Here is a 22,084-nt window from a genome sequence, read left to right as displayed (position 1 = left end):
TCACCCATGGGCAGCAGCGTGTACGTCGCATCGGTCGAGGGCACGACCGGGAAGTCGACGGTGGCTCTCGGAGTGCTTCATCAGCTGTCGCGGCGGGTCGGGCGGGTGGCGGTGTTCCGGCCGATCGTTCGCGCGGATACTGCGACCCACGGCGGTCGTGACTACGTGCTCGACCTCCTGATCTCGCAGGATGCGGTCACGCACTCGTACGACGACGGCGTCGGGGTCACGTACGAAGAGGTGCACCACGACCCGGACGCCGCGCTCGACACGATCGTGCAGCGGTACCGCGCGGTCGCCGAGCACGCCGATGCGGTGGTTGTCGTGGGCAGCGACTACACCGACGTCGGCACCCCGACCGAGTTCTCGTTCAACGCCAAGATCGCGGCCAACCTCGGGGCGCCGGTCCTGCTGGTGCTCAACGGCTTCACCCGTACGCCGCACGACGTACGCACGATCGCCGATCTGGCCGCGGCTGAGCTCGCTGCGAATCACGGCTCGCTGTTCGCGGTGATCGTCAACCGTGTGAGCGACGGAGAACCGCTCGTCGCCGCGCTGGACGGCGTCGGCGCTCCGGTGTTCGCGATTCCGGAGGAGCCGCTGCTCAACCAGCCGCTGATCGCCGACCTGCTGGCCCCGATCGACGGCCGGCTCGTGAGCGGCGACCCGCAGTTGCTGAACCGCGAGGTCACCGGCTTGATGATCGCCGGCATGACCATGCCGAACGTGCTCGACCGGTTGTTCGAGGGCGCCGCGGTCGTGACGGCGGGCGACCGGCCGGAGGTCGTCCTCGGCGTACTGATGGCGCATGCGTCCCGCAACTTCCCGCAGATCTCGACGGTCATCCTCAACGGCGGGTTCGAGCTGCCGCCGCAGGTGCAACGCCTGATCGAGGGGCTTGGCGTCACGCTGCCGATCATCGAGACCGACCTCGGTACGCAGGCCGTCTCGACCAAGCTCACCGCGGTCCGCGGCCGGCTGACCAAGGACGCGCCGCGCAAGATCGACACCGCACTCGCGCTCTTCGACCAGTACGTCGACGGGCAGGCGCTGCTCGACCAGCTCGCGCTCGCGCGGAGCAGTGCGGTGACACCGCTGATGTTCGAGCACCAACTGGTCGATCGCGCCGTCTCCGACCGGCGGCACATCGTGCTGCCGGAGGGCGAGGAGGAGCGGATCCTGCGGGCGGCCGACGTGCTGCTGCGGCGCGGTGTCGCCGACCTCACGCTGCTCGGCGATGCGACCACGATCAGCGCGAAGGCCGCGTCGCTCGGCGTGGACGTGTCCGCGGCGACCGTCGTAGATCCGGAGCACAGCGAGCTGACCGAGCGGTTCGCGGCGGAGTACCACCGGCTGCGGCAGCATCGCGGCGTCGACCTCGACCGGGCGCGCGAGCTGGTCCGGGACGTGTCGTACTTCGGCACGATGATGGTCCAGCTGGGACTCGCGGACGGGATGGTCTCGGGCGCCGTCCACACCACCGCGCACACGATCCGGCCGGCGCTCGAGGTGGTCAAGACCGTGCCGGACACGTCGGTCGTCTCGTCGGTGTTCTTCATGTGCCTGCAGGACCGCGTCCTCGTGTACGGCGACTGCGCGGTGAACCCGGATCCGAACGCCGAACAGCTCGCGGACATCGCGATCTCGTCCGCCGAGACCGCGGTCGCGTTCGGCGTCGAGGCGCGGGTCGCGATGCTGTCGTACTCCACCGGCAGCTCCGGCACGGGGACCGACGTCGAAAAGGTGTCGAAGGCAACGAATATCGTCCGTGACCGGATGCCGCAACTGCCGGTCGAGGGACCGATCCAGTACGACGCCGCGATCGACAGCGCCGTCGCCCGCACCAAGCTGCCGGACTCCCCCGTCGCCGGCCGCGCGACGGTCTTCATCTTCCCGGACCTCAACACCGGCAACAACACGTACAAGGCGGTACAGCGCTCGGCCAACGCGGTCGCGGTCGGCCCGGTCCTGCAAGGGTTACGCAAACCGGTCAACGATCTGTCGCGAGGGGCCACCGTGCGGGACATCATCAACACGGTCGCGATCACTGCGATCCAGGCGCAGCAGGGTGGTGTGCGGTGAGTGATCACGTGCTGGTGATCAACGCGGGATCGTCCTCGCTCAAGTACAGCCTGGTCGACTCGAAGTCGGGCGAGGCCGCCGCGACGGGGCTCGTCGAGCAGATCGGTGAGGAACGCAGCCACCACGTGCATCACGGGCCTGATGGCGAGTTCAACGACGACAAGCCGATCGCGAACCACGAGGCCGCGCTCGAGGCCGCCGTCCGGGCGTTCGAGACACAGGGGCCGGCGCTTGCCGACGTGGACATCGTCGCGGTCGGGCATCGGGTCGTGCATGGCGGCGATCGGTTCGCGGCGCCGGCGCTGGTTGACGACGAGCTGATCGCGGCCGTGACCGACCTGGTGCCGCTCGCTCCGCTGCACAATCCGGCCAACCTCGAGGGCATCAAGGTCGCGCGGCGGTTGCTGCCGGATCTGCCGCATGTCGCCGTGTTCGACACCGCGTTCCACCAGACGCTGCCGCCGTACGCCTATACCTACGCGGTGCCTTATGAGTGGCAGGAGAAGTACGGGATCCGCCGGTACGGGTTTCACGGTACGTCGCACTCGTTCGTGTCGGCCGAGGCGGCGCGGCTGCTCGGTCGCTCGCCGGACGAGGTCAACGTGATCGTGCTGCACCTGGGCAACGGTTGCTCCGCCGCGGCGATCCGCGGCGGGCAGTCGGTGGACACGTCGATGGGTCTCACGCCGCTGGAGGGTCTCGTGATGGGCACCCGCTCGGGCGACCTCGACCCGGCGATTCACGGTCTGCTGGCCAGGGTCGCAGACCGCTCCGCCGAGGAGACCGATCGCGCTTTGAACTCGGAGTCCGGCCTCAAGGGCCTGACCGGTGCGAACGACTTCCGCGAGATCTCCCGACGACGAGCAGCCGGTGACGAGCGGGCTCAGCTCGCATTCGACATCTACTGCCAGCGGATCAAGAAGTACATCGGCGCGTACTACGCCGTACTGGGGACCGTCGACGCGATCGTCTTCACCGCCGGGGTCGGCCAGCATTCAGCCGAGGTCCGAGCCGCCGCGGTCGACGGATTGCGGGCCTTCGGCATCCACCTCGACGCCGACCGCAACGCCAGGTCCGAAACGTTCGCCTCCACCGACGACAGCCCGGTCGCCGTCCTCGTCATCCCGACCAACGAGGAATGGCAGATCGCCCGCGAGGCGCTGGAAGTAGTGCGCGGCTAGCGACTCGCGGGCGCCAGGCTGAGAGCCGCCTCGGCAAGCTCGGCGAGCCGATGTGCCCGGGCGGACTCGGCAGGAGTGAAGGGCTCGCCTGGCCGGTTGAAGGCGAACAGCCCCGTCCACGGCGACGGCACCTTCAGTACGTCGCCAGGCAGCTGTGCTGCCAAGGTGGCTCGGTCGGTGACCAGCTGAGCGCCGAGCAACTCGGCTACCGCGTGCGGAAGCTCGGCCGGATCCGCGACAACCCGAGCGGACAGACTCAGCGCCTTGGTCTGGCCGTCGACCAGCGCCAACGCCGTTGTCGGCCAGACATGCACCGCCCGGCCGCCGCCCGCCTCGACGACCGCTTCCAGGTCGCCCGCACCGACCGAGTCGGGCGTCGAGACGACAAGCTCGTCACGTACTCCGTCTGCGATCGGATGGACGTGCAGACCGAGGATGTTGGCCTCCAATTCGGCGAGGCGGTGGGTCAGCCGTTCCAGCGATCCGGCCCGATCATCGAGCGTCACGCGGATCCGCCACAGCGTCTCGGCACCCTGCCGCGGACGAACCGTCGGGGCGTGCAGCCAAGAGCGCAGCAGCCGCATCGCGGACGGCTCGATCACCCAGATGACCAGCGCCGTCGTCACGCTCGCGAGGACGGCGACCGACACCAGGTACGGCGGATGCGCGGCGAGAACCACCGCATGCAGGGCGAGCTCCGCCGGAGCCACCGCCACGAGCTTTGCCAGCGTCAGTCGCAGCCGCCGGGGATGAGGCAGCCGCCCACACACGTCACAGGCTGTGCCGCCCGTGAGCGTCGTACGCAAGGAATCCATGCCACCAGCCTCGCTGCTGGACGTTGCCCTGCTGTTGCCCCGATATGACGTTCAGGCCCTGTCCGCGGAGAGCTCCTCGGCGATGCGGTTGCCGATGACGAGGCAGGCTGTTGCGGCGGGTGAAGGTGCGTTGAGGACGTGCAGGGCGCGGCCGTCGCGGAGGAACAGGAAATCATCGACGAGTTTGCCGTCGCGGGTGACGGCCTGGGCGCGGACGCCGGCGCCGGAGCGGCGTACGTCCTTGACCTCGAGCTCCGGGAGCATGCGGCGGGCCTCGCGGACGAGGGCTCGGCCGGTCAGCGAGCGGACGATCTCCTTCGCACCGGTCCGCGCATACCGGCGGGCCAGGCGCCAGGTGCCTCGGTAGGTCGCGGCCTCCCACACATCCTTCGGGGCGATCTTCGACCACTTGTAGCCCTCGCGGGACAGCGCGGGTACGGCGTTCGGGCCGACGTGGACGCCGCCGTCGATGCCGCGGGTCAGGTGGACGCCGAGGAACGGCAGGTCGGGGTCGGGCACCGGGTAGACCAGGCCCTTCACGAGGAAGTCGCGCTCGGGAACGATCTCGCTGAACTCGCCGCGGAACGGGAGGATGCGCACGCCCGGCTCGAGCCCGCAGGCGCGCGCCAGGCGGTCACTGTGCAGACCGGCGCAGACGGCGACCCGATCGGCCTCGATCACCTCGTCCGTCGTCCGCACCCGTGCGATGGAACCGGCGTTCTCGACCGAGGTCACGGAGATCCCGGTACGGATCTCGCCGCCGGCGGCCCTGATGTCGTCGGCCAAGGCTGCGGCGACCAGCTTGAAGTCCACACGGCCGGTCGAGTCGACGGCCAGGGCGCCCTTCACGCGCAGGTGCGGTTCACGCTCGGCTACCTCTTCGAGGGTCAGTCGCCGGACCGGTACGCCGTTCTCCTGGCCGATCCCGAACAGGCGATCGAGCTGCGGCAGCTCGGCCTCGGTCGTGGCGACGACCAGCTTCCCGGGTACGTCGAGCGGGATGCCCTTCTCCTCGCAGTACTCCTTCAGCGCCGCCCCGCCCTCGACGGCAAAGCGCGCCTTGAGCGAGCCGGGCCGGTAGTACAGGCCGGAGTGCACGACGCCCGAGTTGTTCCCGGTCTGATGCGCGGCGACGGACGACTCCTTCTCGAGCACGACGACCGGCGTACCGGGATCGCGCTGCTGCAGGGCACGCGCCACCGCCAGTCCGACAATGCCGCCACCGACCACCACCGCTGATCTCGTCACGGTGTAGAGAGGTCGCTCGGGCGGTCAGAAATACATCGATAACCTCGGATCATGTGGATGTTCGAGGGCTCCATACCGGTCAGTCTCCCGCATACGACGGTGCCGCTGTCCTGGCGGGACTGGGATGCGTCCACCTGGGAGCGGCGGTGGTCGTATCGGCGGGAGTTCGAGGCGCCGGCCGACGTACGGCGGGTGTTTGTGGACGTGGATGGGGCGCTGCACGCGGCCTCGGTCTCCGTGAACGGCGTCGTGGCGGGGGCTCAGCGGGGCGGGTATCTGCCGTTCTCGCACGAGGTGACGGAGTTGGTGCGGCCGGGGACCAACCTCGTCGAGATCGAGGTGGACTCGCGGTGGTTGCCGGTGCCGCCGAACGGTCATCCGGACGGTTCCGGGGCGGTGGATTACTTCCAGCCGGGCGGGCTGACACGGTCCGTCTCGGTGCGCTTCGAGCCTGCGACGTTCATTGCGGATGTCTACGCGCGACCGGTCGACGTACTCGATCCGGCGGCTCGTCGGGTGGAGGTGACCTGTGTGGTTGACGGGCCGTACGACGGGGTGGTGATGCTCGAACTGCGTGCTCGTGACGGTCGGGTGATTGCTAGTGGGACGTCGTTGACCGGTCTCTCGGACGTTGAGCTCTGGTCGCCGGACTCCCCTGTGCTGTACGACGTCGTGGCGCGCCTCGAGACGGGCGCCGAGCGGACGGTGCGGATCGGGTTCCGGGAGGCGCGGTTCGAGCTGGACGGGTTCTACCTGAACGGCTCGCGGCTGGAACTGTTCGGGCTCAACCGGCACCAGATCTTCCCGTGGACCGGGATGGCGATGCCGGATCGGGTGCAGCGGCGGGACGCCCAGATCCTGCGGGAAGAGTTCAACTGCACGATGGTCCGCTGCGCGCACTATCCGCAGTCGCCGGCGTTCCTCGACGCGTGTGACGAGTTCGGGCTGCTCGTCTTCGAGGAGATCCCCGGCTGGCAGTACGTCGGCGACGCCGCGTGGCAGGACCTGGTCGTGGACGACGTGAAGCGGATGATCCGCCGCGACCGCAATCGCCCGTCGGTCGTGATCTGGGGCGTCCGCGTCAACGAGTCCGCGAATCAGCCGGAGCTGTACCGCCGTACGCAGGAGGTCGCCAAGAGGCTCGATCCGGACCGGGCGACGAGCGGGGCGATGCTCGCGTCGGAGTACTCGACGGTCGACTTCGACCAGGACGTGTTCAGCTACAACGACTACGCCAACGACTCCGCCGGTGCGAGGCTGCTCCCGCCGTTGCCTGACATCCCGTATCTCGTCACCGAGGCGATCGGCGCGCTGACCGGACCGCATTTCTACCGCCGGACCGACCCGCAGGAGATCCAGGCTCGGCAGGCGTTCCTGCACGCGCAGGTCCATGCCCAGGCCGCAGCCGACGACGGTTACCTGGGCGTGCTCGCCTGGCAGGCCTTCGACTACGACTCCTGCAACGGGTACGTCGACCATTCCCTGAAGTGCAACGGGGTGGCGGACACCTTCCGCATCCCGAAACTTGGCGCCGCGATCTACCAGGCCCAGATCGATCCAGTACGGCGACCCGTCATCGCGCCCGCCTTCCACTGGGACGCGCCCCTCGACGACGAGCTGATGATCTGCTCCAACTGCGACCGCCTGGAGGTGTTCGTGAACGACGTACGCGTCGCCACAGTCCACCCCGACACCGCCCGCTTCGGCGCGCTCCCCTACCCACCCTCCTTCGTCCACCTCTCGCTGGACGAGGATCTGCGTATTGAGGGCTTCCTGGGCGATCGGCGCGTGATCACCAGGTACTTCTCGTCCGACCGAACCAAGGACCGTCTGGACCTGGTTGCCGACGACAACGAGATCGTCGCCGACGGCACCGACATGACCCGCGTCGTCCTCCGCGCAACGGACCTGCATGGCAACATCCGCCCGTCGGCAACGGGCCAGGTCACCTTCCAACTAGACGGTCCCGCGCAACTGGTCGGCGACGCCACCTTCTCCCTCGAGTCGAACGGCGGCGCCACCGCGCTCTGGCTCCGCGCGACCCACCCCGGCCCAATCCACCTCACCGCCCACCACCCCACCCTAGGCACCGCCACGATTACCCTGACAGCAACTCCTTAGCCGCTGCGAGCGATCTGCTCCTCGATCCGGAACTCGAGACCGTCGGCGGCGGCGAGGTATACGTCTTGGTCGACGAGGTTGCCGTCGAGGCGGAGGAGGCCGCGGGGGCTGTCGTAGAAATGGCCGGTGGGAAGGGCAGCCGACATCTCGACGGAACCTGCGATCTCGCCTAGGCGGGCGAGGAAGTGGATGGCCTCGTAGCAGGATTCACCGACTGCGTTCAGGGCCGGGGCGAAGGCGCCGTAGCGGGTGTAGTACTGCTGGGCGAACTCGTTGCTCTCCACGGTCGACAGCCCATCGAAGTACGCCGCGGCCGCGTAGACACCGTGGTTCGCGCCGGGCCCGGCGCCGAGCAGCGTGTTCTCCTCGATCGCGGTGCTGAGGCGGAGAAGATCCTCGCTCAGACCGGCGCGGGCGAACTGACGGTTGAAGTGGACCGCGTCCTGCCCCATCAGCAACATGATGACGCCGTCGGCTTTGGTTGCCTTGAGCCCGTTGATCACGTCGGTGAAGTCGGAGGTGCCGAGGGCAACATAAGCCGACTCGACGATGTCCAAGGCCTCCTCCGCAACGGATCCGGTCACCCGCGGATACACGTAGTCGTTGCCGACGACAACCCATCGGCGAGCGCCCTGATGTTCACGAAGCCACTCCGCCGCCGGCAGCAACTGGTTGACCGGCCGCTCGCCGAGCATGAACACCCCAGGCGTATCGTCGCCGCCCTCGTGCATCGCTGCGAACGCGTAGACGACCCGCCCGCCGATCCGTCGCGTCAGCGCCACGCGTACGGCGGAGATGTGCCACCCGGCCACCGCCTCGACCCGCCCGGAATCGACCAGCCGCCCGACCTCTTCGGCAACCACCTCGGGCGGACGCCCGGCATCGACCTGAACCAACTCGACCCGGCGACCAGCAATGCCGTTGCGCGCGTTCAACTGCTCGACGGCAAGCTCACCGCACGCGAGGCACGACGGCCCGTAGAGCCCGGTCGGCCCCTGCAGCGGCACCACGAAGGCGATCGGCAGTACGTCGGAACGCCGCACGATCACCTCCTCGTCCACCGACCATCGCCGTACGGGCGCGACCAGTGTGAACGAATCGGAGGCGGAACTTCGAGCGAACGGCTATATTTCCCAGCACCTGAACCGAGGAGGGGGTGCGGATGGCGTCGAGCCTGCTCCTGCTGCTGAAGCGGGTCGAGCGGGAGATCGAGCTCGGTCTGCAGCCGCTGCTCGACGAGTTCGGGCTGACGATCGAGCAGTGGCGGATCATGGCCGCGCTGCACGAGGAGCCCGGTCAGCCGATGTCGCTGCTCGCGGAGTCCGCCGTACTGCCGGCCGCGAGCCTGACCCGGCACGTCGACAAGCTGGTCGAGCGCGGACTCGTCCTGCGCCGCGTGCACCCCGACGACAAGCGGCGGATCGTCACCGCCCTCTCCCCCGTCGGCGCGACCGTCGCCGACCGCCTCGGCACCGCCCAGCACGCTCTCGAGGCCGAACTCCCGGATTACTTCCAGATGGAAATACACGAACGTAGCGGATCGGCAACACGCAGGTAACACGCCGTTCCTAGGTTCCTTCCATTCGGGTGCATCCCCGCCGGCAGCGTCGCCGGTACGCCGGAAGCACCGCTCGCCCGAAGGTGCCGCAGGAGTTCCGCCATGACTGTTGAACCCTCGCTCGAACCCCCGCTTGTTCACGGCAGCCCCACTCCTCCGAGTCAGAACACCGCGACCCGCGAGACGTTGGAGGACTACACCCTCCGGTTCGCGCCGCGCAGCTACCGCAAGTGGTCCACCGGTGTCGTCGCCGTCTCGGCCCTCGGCGGGATCGCGTACCTCGCCGACTTCGCGATCGGCGCGAACATCGGCATCTCGTACGGGACGACCAACGCACTGTGGGGTATCGCGATCTTCGCGGTGGTCATCTTCGCGACCGGCCTGCCGCTCGCGTACTACGCCGCGCGGTACAACATCGACCTCGACCTGATCACGCGTGGCAGCGGCTTCGGGTACTACGGCTCGGTCGTGACCAACGTGATCTTCGCGTCGTTCACGTTCATCTTCTTCGCGCTCGAAGGCTCGATCATGGCGCAGGGCCTGCAACTCGGGCTGCACGTGCCGCTCTGGCTCGGGTACGCCGTGTCCACGCTGGTGATCTTCCCGCTGGTGATCTACGGGATGAAGGTGTTGTCGACGCTGCAGGTGTGGACGACACCGCTGTGGCTGATCCTGATGGTGCTGCCGTTCTGCTACCTGCTCGTCTCGCACCCGTCGTCCGTGTCGACGTTCTTCGACTACGGTCCGGACGCCGACTTCGGCTCGATGCTGCTCGCAGCCGGCGTGTGTCTGTCGTTGATCGCGCAGATCGCGGAGCAGATCGACTACCTGCGGTTCATGCCGCCGAAGACGCCCGAGAACTCGCGCCGCTGGTGGACCGCCGTACTGCTCGCCGGTCCGGGCTGGGTGATCTTCGGCGCGCTGAAGCAGGTCATCGGGCTGTTCCTTGCCGTCTACATCATCGCCCAGGTCGATGGCGGTACGGCGATTGCGAACCAGCCGGTGCACCAGTTCCTGGAGATCTACCGCGGCTTCCTGCCCGGGTGGCTCGCGATGACGCTGGCCGTCGTACTCGTCGTCATCAGCCAGGTGAAGATCAACGTGACCAACGCGTACTCCGGGTCGCTCGCCTGGACGAATTCGTACACGCGGCTGACCAGGCACTACCCCGGCCGGCTCGTGTTCCTCGGGTTCAACCTGGTGATCGCGCTGGTGCTGATGGAGGCGAACATGTTCGACTTCCTCAACACCATCCTCGGCTTCTACGCGAACTGCGGGATGGCGTGGATCGTGGTCGTTGCCTCCGACATCGTCTTCAACAAGTACCTGCTGAAGCTGTCGCCCAAGGCACCGGAATTCCGCCGCGGCATGCTGTACGCCGTCAACCCGGTCGGCTTCGTCTCGATGGCCGCGGCCGCAGGCGTGTCCATCCTGGTCTTCTTCGGCGGCCTGGGCGACACGATCAAGCCCTACTCACCACTGGTCGCGATCGGGCTGGCTCTGGTCCTGCCGCCCGTCCTCGCCATCATCACCCGCGGCAAGTACTACCTCCGCCGCCCCGACGACGGCCTCGACCTCCCCATGTACGACGAACACGGCAACCCGTCCGGCGAAGTACTCACCTGCCACGTCTGCCGCCAGGACTACGAACGCCCCGACATGACCGCCTGCCAAACCCACGCCGCCGCCGTCTGCTCCCTATGCCTCAGCACAGACAAGCTCTCCGACCACGTCCTACCGTTGCCATCGTGAACTTCACTCCAGCTGATGTCGAGAAGCTGCTGCTCTCCGTGGCCGGCATGGTCGCTCGCGACCGGCTGGCGCGGGGGGTCCTGCTGAACCACCCGGAGACGGTGGCGTTGCTGAGCACGTGGGTGATCGAGCGTGCACGTGAGGGCGCCCGCGTCGCCGACCTCATGGAGAGCGGACGTCTTGTGCTCACTCGCGATCAGGTGATGCCGGGCGTGGCCGAAATGCTGCACGACGTCCAGGTCGAGGCAACGTTCCCGGACGGCCGGAAGCTCGTGACTATCCACAACCCGATCATCTGAAGGCAGATCCCATGGCTGACGCCGATAGACTTAGCACGGAAGGACAGGGGGCGGCGGCTCGCTCGGCCGCACCTGGTGCAATTCGTGTCGCGCCGGGCACCATCCGCCTGAACGCCGACCGCGCGGACGCTGAGCGCCTGCGGCTGGTGATCGTGAACACCGGCGACCGGCCGATCCAGATCGGGTCGCATCTGCATCTGCCCGATGCCAATGCCGCGCTCGCGTTCGATCGGGAGGCCGCACGGGGGTTCCGTCTCGACGTACCGTCGGGGACCTCGCAACGGTTCGAGCCTGGGGCGTCGCGCGAGGTGGATCTGGTGGCGTTGAGGGGCAATCGGCGTGTGCCGGGGATTCAGGTGAAGCGCGATGTCTGAAAGCTCGCGCGCGGCGTACGCCGCATGTCACGGACCGCTCGAGGGACCCCCAGCGACCTCCTGGCGGGGTGAGCCCGGAGTGTCTAGCGAGGTGAGTCTGGCGCGGGAAGGCCACCGCTGGGTGGCCGGGATCCAGGCAGGACCGACTTCCTCCGGCGAGGTGGATCGTGGTTGAGATTTCGCGGGCGGCGTATGCCGCGTTGTATGGGCCGACGGTTGGGGATCAGGTTCGGTTGGGGGATACGGACTTGTGGGTGGAGGTTGAGCGGGACTTCACCGTTGGCGGTGAGGAGGTGGTGTTCGGGGGTGGGAAGTCGGTTCGGGAGTCGATGGGGCAAGGTACGACGACGCGGGCTGATGGGGCGCCGGACACGGTGATTACCAACGTGCTTGTGGTGGACTGGTGGGGCATTGTGCGGGCCGACGTCGGGATCCGGGACGGGCGCATCGTCGCGCTGGGTCGTGCCGGGAATCCGGACATCGCGGACGGCGTACACCCGGACCTCTGCATCGGCCCGTCCACCGACGTGATCGCGGGCGAGGGGCGCATCCTCACCGCCGGCGCGATCGACTCGCACGTCCACCTGCTGTCGCCTTCACAATTGCACGAGGCCCTCGCGACCGGGATCACCACGATCGTCGGCGGCGGGACCGGGCCGAGCGAGGGTTCCAAGGCGACCACGGTCACCCCCGGCGCGTGGCACCTGGAGCAGATGCATCGCGCACTGGACGACGTACCGCTCAACATCCTCCTGCTCGGCAAGGGCAACACGGTCAGCGCGGAGGCGCTCGCCGAGCAGGCGCTTGCAGGTGCGGCCGGCTACAAGGTCCACGAGGACTGGGGTTCGACGCCGGCAGCGATCGACTCCGCACTGCGGGCCGCGGATGAGTGGGGCCTGCAGGTCGCGCTGCATGCGGACAGCCTGAACGAGGCCGGGTACGTCGAGTCGACGCTCGGCGCGATCGCCGGCCGGTCGATCCACGCGTTCCACGTCGAGGGCGCGGGTGGTGGGCACGCGCCGGACATCCTCTCGATCGCGGCGTACCCGCACGTGATCCCCGGATCCACCAACCCGACCCTGCCGCACACCGTGAACACCGTCGCCGAGCACCTCGACATGCTGATGGTTTGCCACCACCTCAGCCCGGACGTACCGGAGGACCTCGCGTTCGCCGAGTCGCGGATCCGGGCCACCACGATCGCGGCCGAGGACATCCTGCACGACCTCGGCGCGCTCTCGATCACCTCGTCGGACGCGCAGGCGATGGGCCGGATCGGCGAGGTTATCACCCGCACCTGGCAGGTCGCGCACGTGATGAAGCACCGCCGCGGCGCCCTCGCCGGCGACCTTCCCGCCGACAACGAACGGGTCCGCCGGTACGTCGCGAAGTACACCATTAACCCGGCTGTTGCCCACGGCATCGACCATGAGGTCGGCTCGGTGGAGGCGGGCAAGCTCGCGGACCTCACGCTCTGGGAGCCGCGGTACTTCGGCGTCCGCCCGAGCCTGGTGATCAAGGGCGGCGCGATCGCGTGGGCCGCACTCGGCGACCCGAATGCATCGATCCCGACGCCGCAGCCGGTGCTGATGCGGCCGGCGTTCGGCGACGCGATCGGCGCGGATCTGTCGTACACGTTCGTCTCCCCCGCCGCGCTCGAGGACGGGCTGGCTGAACGGCTGCAGTTGCGCCGGCGGCTGCTCGGCGTACGGCCGACACGGGAGATCGGTAAGGCTGACATGAAGAACAACAGCGCGCTGCCGAGCATCGGGATCGACCCGGAGACGTTCGCCATCGAGGTCGACGGAGAGCTTGTCGAGCCGTCGCCGGCGGAGGTGCTTCCGCTCGCCCAGTTGTACGCGATGTTCTGATGGGTACGGCGGAGTTGGTCGCGCTCATGCTCGCCGACGGGCGCTTGCCCACCGGTGGACACACCCAGTCGGCCGGTCTCGAGCCCGCCGTACGCGCCGGATTGGGTGCTGACGGCAAGCAACTGGCTGACGTGGCAACGTACGCTCGCGACCGCCTCCGCACCGTCGCCCGGGTCGATGCGGCCGTCGCTGTTGTCACCCGACATGTCGTCCTCGCCGCCGCCCGACACCCCGAACCGCCGAGTCGTGTCGATTGGTCCGGGTCGGGTTCGCCGAGTCGTGAAGCATGGTCCCGAAATCACGACCGCCAGTCACGACTCGACGAGGACGGTGGCGACCTCGATCCACGAGTCGGCGGCGGTGAGGTGGGGGTGGTCGAGAGGGCTTGGGCGGCTCGGACAAGTAGTCAGGCGGTTCGGGGGGCGGTGCGGCGGCAGGGGCGGTTGTTGTTGCGGTTGGCGGGGCGGGTTTGGCCGGGGGTTGGGGAGCATCTGCCGGCGGATGGGGAGATCGCTCGGCCGATCGTGATGGGGGTGGTGGCGGCGGTGACTGGATTGTCGGCCGAGCAGTTGGCTCGGGTTGTGGCGTATGACGATGCGCAGACTGTCGTGTCTGCGTCGTTGAAGCTGCTGCCAGTGGACCCGGCCGAGGCCGCGACCTGGCTCGCCGCACTTCACGACGACATCGAAGAGCTCGTCGCCGACGTCGCGCCGCTGACCGACGTCGACAAGATCCCCGCCAACGCCGCCCCACTCATCGACATCCACGCGCAGAACCACGTGACCGAGAGAATGAGGTTGTTCCATGCCTGAGACGCCTGAGACGCCTGCGACGCCTGAGACCCGCTCCTTCCGGCTCGGTGTCGCCGGCCCGGTCGGCACCGGTAAGAGCTCACTCATCGCGACGATCTGCCGCGAACTCGCCGACGAGCTCCGCCTGGGCGTGATCACAAACGACATCTACACCGACGAGGACGCCCGCCTGCTGCGCTCGGCCGGCGTACTCGATCCGGACCGGATCCGCGCCGTCGAGACCGGCGCCTGCCCGCACACCGCGATCCGCGACGACGTCACGCCGAACCTGATCGCCGTCGAGGACCTCGAGCGCGACTTCGCCCCGCTGGACGTCGTACTCGTCGAGTCCGGCGGCGACAACCTGACCGCGACCTTCTCCCCCGCGCTCGTCGACGCGCAGATCTTCGTCCTCGACGTCGCCGGCGGCGGTGACGTCGCGCGCAAGGGCGGACCGGGGATCGCACGGGCGGATCTGCTCGTCGTCAACAAGACCGACCTCGCGCCGTACGTCGAGGTGGACGTCGACCACATGGTGAAGGACGCCGAGGCTGCCCGCGACGGCAAGCCCGTCCTCGCGCTCTCCCGGAAGGATCCGGCCTCGGTCGCCAGGCTCAAGGAGTGGGTCCGGAACATGACGACCCAAGTGAGCACCGGCGATCACACCCCGGTCGACCCCGGTCCGATGGCGCCGCACTCTCATGTCGGCGAGGACGGCAGCGTGATCACCCATGTCCACACGCATTGACGTCACAGCCGACCCGGTCCGCGACCGCTGCCTGCTGACGACCGACCACCTGTCGCCGCGGCGGCTGCACAGTCCGCCAGGCGTGGTCCGCGTCGCCCTCGTCGCAGCGGGTGCGCTCTTGCTCGCAGGCGACGAAGTACGCATCGAGATCGCCGTCTCCGGTCCCACCAGGCTCGAGATCGTAGAGACGGCCGGCACTGTCGCGTACGCGATGCGCGGCGGCTCCGCCCGCTGGGACGTCGACATCCGTCTGACCGACGGTGCCAGCCTCCAGTGGTACGCCGAACCGTTCGTCGTCTCCGCCGGCGCCGACGTCACCCGCACCCTGACCGCACGCCTCGAGCCCACCTGTACCGCCCAACTGCGCGAGTCCCTCGTCCTCGGACGGTACGGCGAGGTCGGCGGCACACTCCGTACGGCGACCCGCGCCTGGCTCGACGACGACCTCCTCCTCGCCGAAGACCTCGACCTCTCCCCCGAGGCGCGCAGCGGCTGGGCGATCCTCGGCCCGGCCCGATGCCTCGACACCGTTACCACTCTCGGCTTCCGCCTGCCGGAAACGCCGCACACGCTCCAGCTCGAAGGCACCGGCTCGATCAGGCGGCAACTGGTCCAGGAACAGCACGAGAGCGATCTCATCCAGACGCCTGTGTGATGGTCAGCGGGGCTCCGCGGACTTAGGCTGGATCGGTTCGGCAACTGCGGCGTACCGAAAGTTCGTCGTGGTCCCACCGCTGGGAGGGCGGACGGACGGTGGAGCATGGCGGCGGAGCAGAGGCGGGACGAACACAGCCGACGGCGCTGCTCGGGCGCCGGTCCGAACGCGCCGTACTCGATCAGCTACTCGCCGACGTCCGCAACGGTGGCAGCCAGGTGCTCGTCGTACGCGGAGAGGCTGGTGTCGGGAAGACCGCGCTGCTGAACTACGCCACCGATTCCACGCCTGACCTGCGGCTGCTGCGTGCGGTCGGCGTCCAGTCGGAGATGGAGCTGGTGTTCGCGGCTCTGCACCAGCTGTGTATGCCGTTGCTCGACCGGATGGAGCGGATCCCTGAGCCGCAGCGGCGGGCGCTCGCCACGGTGTTCGGCATGGCTCCCGGGCCGGCGCCGGATCGGTTCATGGTCGGGCTCGCCGTACTCAGCCTGATCTCGGACCTCGCCTCCGAACAGCCCGTGCTCGTGGTCGTCGACGACGCGCAGTGGCTCGACACTGCGACCGCCCAGACGCTCGGGTTCGTCGCCCGCCGGATCGGGAACGAGGCGGTCGGTCTGCTGTTCGGCGCGCGCGAGGTCGGCGTGGAGCTCAACGGTCTTCCGGAGCTCGAGATCGACGGCCTGCCGGACGACGAGGCGCGCGCGCTGCTAGGTTCGGCGGTCGAGTTCCTGCTGGACGCTCCGATCCGGGATCGCATTGTGGCCGAGACCGGTGGCAATCCCTTGGCGTTGCTGCAGTTACCTCGAGGGCTGACGGCGACCCAGTTGGCGGCCGGGTTCGGGCTGCTGGGCGGGCAGGGGTTGCCGGGGCGGATCGAGCAGAGCTTCCTGCGGCAGGCCGATGCGCTGCCGCCGCCGACGCGACGCCTGCTGCTTGTCGCCGCGGCCGAGCCGGTGGGCGATCCGGTCCTGGTACGCCGGGCCGCCGATCAGCTCGGGATCGATGCTGCGTTCGCCGAGATCGACGGCCTGTTGAGCCTGGGTGAGCGGGTGACGTTTCGCCATCCCCTGGTGCGGTCGGCTTTGTACGGGTCGGCGTCTGCGACGGAGCGTCGCGCCGTACACCTGGCTCTGGCGGGGGCGACGGATTCGGTCACTGATCCTGATCGGCGGGCCTGGCATCTGGCCGCGGCCGCGACCGGGCCGGACGAGGCCGTTGCCGTGGAGTTGGAGCGGTCGGCCGATCGGGCGCAGGCACGCGGCGGGTTCGCGGCGGCTGCGGCGTTCCTGCAGCGGGCGGTCGCGCTGACGCGTGACCCGGTACGCCGTACCGAGCGCGCACTCGCCGGAGCCCAGGCGAGCGTGCAGGCCGGCGCGTTCCGGACCGCGTGGGAGCTGCTCGCGACGGCGGAAGCGGGCCAGCTCGACGACCTCGGGCGCGCAAGGATCGACCTGCTCCGCGCCGAGGCAGCCTTCGCCCAACAACGCGGCCGTGACGCGCCGGGCCTCCTGCTGCGTGCCGCCCGAACGCTCGAGCCCCTCGACGCCCGCCTGGCCCGTGACACGTACCTCGATGCCTGGAGCGCCGCGCTCTTCGCCGGCCAGTTGGCGGCAGGCACCGGCCTCCGCGAGGTCTCCCAAGCCGCAATGGCCGCCCCGCGCCCTGACCCGCCCGAGCGCAGTTCTGACGTGATGCTGGATGGGTTCGCCTCGTTGTTCGCAGCCGGGCGCGATGAGGCGGTGCCGTTGCTCAAGCGGGCTGCGGTCGCATTCGGCGACGGGGACGTTTCGGCCGAGGAGATTCTGCGCTGGGGATGGCTGGCTACGGCTGCGGCCGCGACCGCGTGGGACTTTGAAGCCTGCCTGGCCGCGTCCATCCGGCAGGTGGAGACAGCGCGAGGCGCCGGCGCCCTCGCAGTACTCGCGGTTGGCGTCAACGTGCTCGGGCAGGTGTTCGCGATGGCGGGCGACTTCGCCGAAGCGACCTCGCTCCGCGCCGAGGCAGACGCCGTACGCGAGGCCACCGGCACCCACATCGGCCCGTACGGCGCGCTCGTGCTGGCCGCGCTCCAAGGACGCCCGGACGACGCGTTCCCGCTGATCGACGACACCATCGCAAGGACGACGGCCGAGGGCCAGGGTACGGCGGCGCAGTACGCGCGCTGGGCGAAGTCCGTCGTACTGAACGGACTCGGTCACCACGACGAAGCGTTGCCCTGGGCAACTCTCGCCGCCGAGGACACACCCGAGCTGTTCGTCTCCTTCTGGGCGCTGAGCGAGCAGATCGAGGCCGCCGCACACAGCGGGCACCCGCACGAGGCGGCCGCCGCACTCGCCCGCCTGCAGGAGAAGACACGCGGCACCAACGAACCGTGGGGACTCGGCCTCGAGGCCCGTGCCCGCGGGCTGGTCCACAAGGAGGAGAAGGCGTATCTCGAAGCGATCGAGCAGCTGAACGGCACCAGACTGCGCCCGGACCTCGCCCGCACCCACCTGCTGTACGGCGAATGGCTGCGTCGGCAGACGCGTCGCGGCGACGCCCGGACCGAGCTGCGGACGGCGTACGAGATGTTCTCCGAGATCGGCATGACCGCCTTCGCCGACCGAGCACGTCGCGAGCTGCAAGCGACTGGCGAGACAGTACGCCGACGCGCGACCGCCTCGACCGCGGGCGACGAGCTGACCCCGCAGGAACGCCAGATCGCCTTGCTCGTCCGAGACGGCCTGTCGAATCCCGAGGTCGGCACCCGCCTGTTCCTCAGCCCGCGCACGGTCGAGTGGCATCTCCGGAAGATCTTCGACAAGCTCTCGATCAGCTCCCGCCGCCAACTCCGCGATGCACTCCCCGAGGCCGGCTAACCCGGGATCAGCTGCTGTCCCCCATCGACGTCGTACGTCGCCCCGGTCAGCGCCGTGTTCGTCATCAGGTGGACGACCAGCGCGGCCACGTCCTCCGGGCCGACGACTCGCGCGATCGGCAGCGTGGCACGTAGCTGCGCGCGACGTTCCTCGAGCTGATCGCCGAGCAGCCGGGCCGAGAGCGGTGTGTCGACGAAGCCCGCGGCGACTGTGTTGACCCGGATCGGGGCGATCTCGACGGCTGCGTTCGCGACGATCGCGGACTGCGCGGCCGTCGCGATGCCGGCGAGCATCAGCCCGACTCCCGGCCGCCGCGCGCCTGTACCGCTGATGAACGTCAGCGAACCGCCCGCACGAACCCTGCCGACGCACAACCGCGCGATTCGCAACGAGCCGACCAGATGCTGGCTGATGAACCGCTCCGCCTCCTCCAGATCGAGCTCGGCGAGCGGCGCGTAGAACGGACCGCTCCCCCCGATCAGAAGGTGGTCGAGCTGCTCGGGCAGCTCGCCGAACACCCGCTCGACGTCCGCGGAATCATCCAGGTTGAGCGCCAGCGCGCTCTCGGCGCCGACCTCGGCAGCAGCCTTCTCGAGCCGCTCACGATCCCGTCCGGTGATGATGACCCGCGCGCCGGCCGCACGCGCCAGCCTCGCGGTCTCCAACCCGATGCCCGCGCTGCCGCCCATCACCACCACGACCTGATCGGCGAGACTCGTCGTTGGCTCAGTCATCGTGCTCTCCTCAGTCGAATCAGTCGAATCAGTTGGATACCGGTACGGCGCAACCGTGCACGCGAGGTGTCGCCGGAAGCTGAGCGGCCGACGGGCGACCGCGGGCGACGAACACCATCGTGATCACCGCGGCGACGACGCTCAACGCTGCCATCACGAGCATGGCCGCCTGGTACCTGTTCGCCAACGGCCCGGCCAGCTCGTCCGAGCCGCCCACGCCCAGCAGCGCGGGTACGAGCGCGATCAGTACCACCCCACCGACGCGCGACGCGGCGTCGTTGATCGCTGACGCCTCCCCCAGATCCGCATCATCAACAGCTGCGAGTACGCCGGCTGTCAGCGGAGCGACCGTCAAGCCGATGCCGAGACCCCACAAGAGTGCGCCGGGCAGGATCGCCTGCACGTAGCTTTGGCCGGGCTGCGCTGCCGACAGCCAGGCGAACCCGCCGGCGACGATCAGAATGCCGATAGCCATCGGCCAACGCGTGCCGACCCGTGCGACCAGGCCGCCGACGAACGGCGAGACCAGCAGGAACACAGCCGACTCCGGAATCAGCGCGGCACCCGCCTCGGTGGCGCTGTAGCCCAGCCGCAGCTGACACTGCAGGACGACCAAGTAGCTGGCGGCTGACAACGCGCCGTAGAACAGGAGGGTCGCGGCGTTGATCGCAACGAACTGGCGGATCCGGAACAGCGCCGTACGCAGCATCGGCGCCGACTGCCTGTGCTCCACCGGAATCAGTGCGACGAGGCAGACCACGCCGACGACTGCCGACACGAGAACCGGTGCACTGGCCCAGCCTGACGCCGGTCCGGCCGTCAGCGCGTAGATCACGCCGCCCAATCCGAGCGCGGTGAGCAGAGCTCCCGCGACATCGACCGACAGGGGACGGCGTTCGCGCGCGACCTCCGGTACGCCGCGCAGTACCCACAATCCGGCGGCGATCAGCGGGACGTTGAGCAGGAACACGTACCGCCACGAGCCGTGGTCGATCAACCAGCCGCCGCCGTACGGGCCGAGCGTCGTACCGAGGGTCGAGAGGCCGGCCCAGATGCCGATTCCCTTGGCTCTGTCGGCCGACTGAAGTGTGCCGTTGAGCAACGCAAGACTGCTCGGTACGACGAGTGCACCGCCCGCTCCTTGCACCACGCGCGCCGCGATCAGGGCACCGCCGTTCGGGGCCGCGGCGCAGCACAGCGACGCGACCAGCATGACGATGAGACCGGCGACGAGGATCCGGCGCCAGCCGAAGTGGTCAGCCAGCGCACCGGCCAGCAGGAGCAGCGACGCGACGGTGACGAGGTACCCGGTCAGCACCCATTGGAGCTCGCTCACACCGATCTCCAGGTCGCGGCCGATCGCCGGGATCGCGACGTTGATCATGTACGCGTCGATGAACCCGACCATCGACGCCAGCACCGTCGCGGTGACCAGCAGAGCGCCGGCCCTGCCCCGCAACGCGACCAGCCCCGCGCCGGTCACCGCAGGCTCACTCATCCGACCTCCCAGGCGTGTCTGCTCCACGATCCGGCCCACGTACCGCGTTGCGCCACCGTGCCGGTCCCTGGTCGCACGAGACCAGGGACACTCCCTGGCCCCGCCGGCTCGTGCCGCGCGCGAGGCTGGATCCGCCGGTTCGAAGGGAGCCCAAGACTGATGACTGAGTACGACGTGATCGTCCTCGGAGCCGGTGCTCCGGGTGAACACTGCGCAGCGGCGCTGACCAAGGGCGGTGCACGCGTTGCGATCGTCGAGCGCGAACTGCTCGGCGGCGAGTGTTCCTATTGGGCCTGCATCCCGTCGAAGACCCTGCTGCGACCCGGCGAGGCGCTGGCCGAGGCCCTCGACGCGCCCGGCGCGCGCGAAGCCGTGACCGGATCGCTGGACACCCATGCAGCGCTGGGCTGGCGCGACTTCATGGTGTCGAACTACGACGACGCCGGCGCGATGTCATGGGCCAAAAGCGTCGGCCTCGACGTACTGCGGGGCCACGGCCGGCTCGCAGGCCCGCACACCGTCTCGGTGGACGATCGGACGCACACCGGCGAACACATCGTGATCGCGTGCGGTGCGGATCCGACGATTCCACCCGTTCCGGGACTGCGTGAGCTGCCTGGCGTGTGGACGAACCGGGACGTGACCGGGCTGGTCGACGTACCTGGCCGGCTGCTCGTTCTCGGCGGTGGGGCGACCGGGGTCGAGATGAGTCAGGCGCTGGCGCGGATGGGCTCGACCGTCACGCTCATCGAGCGCGAGGACCACCTGATGCCTCGGGAGCCGCGGGCGGTCGGTGAGGCGATCGCGGTCGCGCTGGCGGCCGACAAGGTCGATGTACGGACGGGGACCGGTGCGGAGCGGGCTCGCCTCGACAGGGCGACGTACGTGATCGAACTGAGCGACGGGAGTCAGGTCGAGGGCGACCGCGTCCTGGTCGCGACCGGTCGTCGTCCGCGCGTCGACAACATCGGGCTGGAGACCGTCGGCATCGTCGCGAATCCGCGCGGCATCGCGGTCGACGACAGACTGTCGGCCGGTCCCAACCTCTGGGCGATCGGTGATGTCACGGGCCTGTGGCAACTGACCCATGTCGGTGAGTACCAGGGTCGTGTTGCCGCGAGCAACATTCTCGGCAAGCCGCGTACTGCGGACTACCGGGCGGTGCCGCGCGTCGTGTACAGCTACCCGCAGGCCGCGTCGGTGGGTGAGGCCGAGGGACCCTACACGAGCACGATCCAGTTGTCCGGCGTCCCGCGCACGGCGACGTACCTGCGCTCGTACGACACGCAGCCCGGATTCCTCACGCTCGTCTCCGACGGAACAGTCATCACCGGCGCTTACGCGGTCGGCCCTGAGGCCGGTGAATGGCTCCAGCAAGCAACCCTCGCCATCCGCGCCAGGATCCCGATCCCCGTCCTCCTCGACGTCATCCAGCCCTTCCCCACCTTCTCCGAAGCCTTCCTCCAAGCCCTCCGCCAACTAGCCAACGAGTAACGCTC

18 protein-coding genes are annotated in these 22,084 nt (G+C 69.0%); 13 read left to right on the top strand and 5 right to left on the bottom strand.

Features of this window, described 5'->3' with window-relative positions; all coding sequences use genetic code 11:
* Window positions 1-6 precede the first annotated feature (6 nt).
* The gene (pta, locus tag ACQPYH_RS20455) at window positions 7-2,082 is read left to right on the top strand and encodes a phosphate acetyltransferase (protein WP_432893627.1); all 2,076 of its coding nucleotides are present in this window, start codon (window positions 7-9) and stop codon (window positions 2,080-2,082) included.
* On the top strand, window positions 2,079-3,263 hold the full coding sequence (locus ACQPYH_RS20450; RefSeq protein ID WP_432893624.1) for an acetate/propionate family kinase: 1,185 nt from the start codon (window positions 2,079-2,081) through the stop codon (window positions 3,261-3,263). Before pta ends, ACQPYH_RS20450 begins: the two co-directional genes overlap by 4 nt.
* On the opposite strand, the gene ACQPYH_RS20445 is transcribed toward ACQPYH_RS20450, so the two are convergent.
* A complete protein-coding gene (locus ACQPYH_RS20445) occupies window positions 3,260-4,078 on the bottom strand; it encodes an amino acid-binding protein (protein WP_432893621.1) in 819 nt (272 codons plus the stop codon). The genes ACQPYH_RS20450 and ACQPYH_RS20445 overlap by 4 nt on opposite strands.
* Before the next feature lie 51 nt (window positions 4,079-4,129).
* A complete protein-coding gene (lhgO, locus tag ACQPYH_RS20440; RefSeq protein ID WP_432893618.1) occupies window positions 4,130-5,326 on the bottom strand; it encodes an L-2-hydroxyglutarate oxidase in 1,197 nt (398 codons plus the stop codon).
* A gap of 51 nt (window positions 5,327-5,377) precedes the next feature.
* Between lhgO and ACQPYH_RS20435 the strand changes: the two genes are divergently transcribed.
* Complete coding sequence (locus tag ACQPYH_RS20435; RefSeq protein WP_432893615.1) at window positions 5,378-7,447, top strand: glycoside hydrolase family 2 protein; 2,070 nt, start codon at window positions 5,378-5,380, stop codon at window positions 7,445-7,447.
* Here the strand turns inward: ACQPYH_RS20435 and ACQPYH_RS20430 are convergent.
* Window positions 7,444-8,508, bottom strand: coding sequence for a substrate-binding domain-containing protein (locus tag ACQPYH_RS20430; protein ID WP_432893612.1), 1,065 nt, complete (start codon window positions 8,506-8,508; stop codon window positions 7,444-7,446). The two genes, ACQPYH_RS20435 and ACQPYH_RS20430, sit on opposite strands and share 4 nt — an antisense overlap.
* A gap of 101 nt (window positions 8,509-8,609) precedes the next feature.
* Between ACQPYH_RS20430 and ACQPYH_RS20425 the strand changes: the two genes are divergently transcribed.
* The 9 genes from ACQPYH_RS20425 to ACQPYH_RS20385 all read left to right on the top strand — a co-directional run bounded on the left by ACQPYH_RS20425 (window position 8,610) and on the right by ACQPYH_RS20385 (window position 18,353).
* Window positions 8,610-9,005: a MarR family winged helix-turn-helix transcriptional regulator gene (locus ACQPYH_RS20425; RefSeq protein WP_432893609.1), complete on the top strand. Its 396-nt coding sequence runs from the start codon at window positions 8,610-8,612 to the stop codon at window positions 9,003-9,005.
* 102 nt (window positions 9,006-9,107) lie between these two features.
* Complete coding sequence (locus ACQPYH_RS20420) at window positions 9,108-10,757, top strand: purine-cytosine permease family protein (protein WP_432893607.1); 1,650 nt, start codon at window positions 9,108-9,110, stop codon at window positions 10,755-10,757.
* Window positions 10,754-11,056, top strand: coding sequence for an urease subunit gamma (locus tag ACQPYH_RS20415; RefSeq protein ID WP_432893604.1), 303 nt, complete (start codon window positions 10,754-10,756; stop codon window positions 11,054-11,056). Before ACQPYH_RS20420 ends, ACQPYH_RS20415 begins: the two co-directional genes overlap by 4 nt.
* A gap of 11 nt (window positions 11,057-11,067) precedes the next feature.
* Window positions 11,068-11,430 carry an urease subunit beta gene (gene ureB, locus ACQPYH_RS20410; protein WP_432893601.1) on the top strand — a complete coding sequence of 121 codons (363 nt, stop codon included), beginning with the start codon at window positions 11,068-11,070 and terminating at the stop codon, window positions 11,428-11,430.
* A gap of 167 nt (window positions 11,431-11,597) precedes the next feature.
* Entirely contained in the window at window positions 11,598-13,301 is a 1,704-nt protein-coding gene (locus ACQPYH_RS20405; RefSeq protein ID WP_432893598.1) for an urease subunit alpha, read from the top strand.
* A complete protein-coding gene (locus tag ACQPYH_RS20400; RefSeq protein WP_432893595.1) occupies window positions 13,301-14,113 on the top strand; it encodes an urease accessory protein UreF in 813 nt (270 codons plus the stop codon). The genes ACQPYH_RS20405 and ACQPYH_RS20400 overlap by 1 nt, the downstream gene beginning before the upstream one ends.
* Window positions 14,106-14,840, top strand: a complete 735-nt coding sequence (gene ureG / locus ACQPYH_RS20395) for an urease accessory protein UreG (protein WP_432893592.1) — start codon at window positions 14,106-14,108, stop codon at window positions 14,838-14,840. The genes ACQPYH_RS20400 and ureG overlap by 8 nt, the downstream gene beginning before the upstream one ends.
* The gene (locus ACQPYH_RS20390) at window positions 14,824-15,495 is read left to right on the top strand and encodes an urease accessory protein UreD (protein ID WP_432893590.1); all 672 of its coding nucleotides are present in this window, start codon (window positions 14,824-14,826) and stop codon (window positions 15,493-15,495) included. Before ureG ends, ACQPYH_RS20390 begins: the two co-directional genes overlap by 17 nt.
* Before the next feature lie 98 nt (window positions 15,496-15,593).
* Window positions 15,594-18,353, top strand: a complete 2,760-nt coding sequence (locus ACQPYH_RS20385) for a helix-turn-helix transcriptional regulator (protein WP_432893587.1) — start codon at window positions 15,594-15,596, stop codon at window positions 18,351-18,353.
* On the opposite strand, the gene ACQPYH_RS20380 is transcribed toward ACQPYH_RS20385, so the two are convergent.
* Window positions 18,350-19,087 (bottom strand): SDR family oxidoreductase, encoded by a 738-nt coding sequence (locus ACQPYH_RS20380; protein ID WP_432893585.1) that lies wholly within the window; start codon window positions 19,085-19,087, stop codon window positions 18,350-18,352. The two genes, ACQPYH_RS20385 and ACQPYH_RS20380, sit on opposite strands and share 4 nt — an antisense overlap.
* A 28-nt stretch (window positions 19,088-19,115) precedes the next feature.
* Entirely contained in the window at window positions 19,116-20,585 is a 1,470-nt protein-coding gene (locus tag ACQPYH_RS20375) for an MFS transporter (protein ID WP_432893582.1), read from the bottom strand.
* A 159-nt stretch (window positions 20,586-20,744) separates the two neighbouring features.
* Here ACQPYH_RS20375 and ACQPYH_RS20370 point away from each other — a divergent pair, with 159 nt between their 5' ends.
* Window positions 20,745-22,079, top strand: coding sequence for a dihydrolipoyl dehydrogenase family protein (locus ACQPYH_RS20370; protein WP_432893579.1), 1,335 nt, complete (start codon window positions 20,745-20,747; stop codon window positions 22,077-22,079).
* Window positions 22,080-22,084: the final 5 nt, after the last annotated feature.

Origin of the sequence: Kribbella sp. CA-245084 (genome assembly GCF_050942355.1) — a bacterium.
Taxonomy (GTDB): Bacteria; Actinomycetota; Actinomycetes; order Propionibacteriales; family Kribbellaceae; genus Kribbella.
This window is presented reverse-complemented; position numbering and strand designations above follow the sequence as displayed.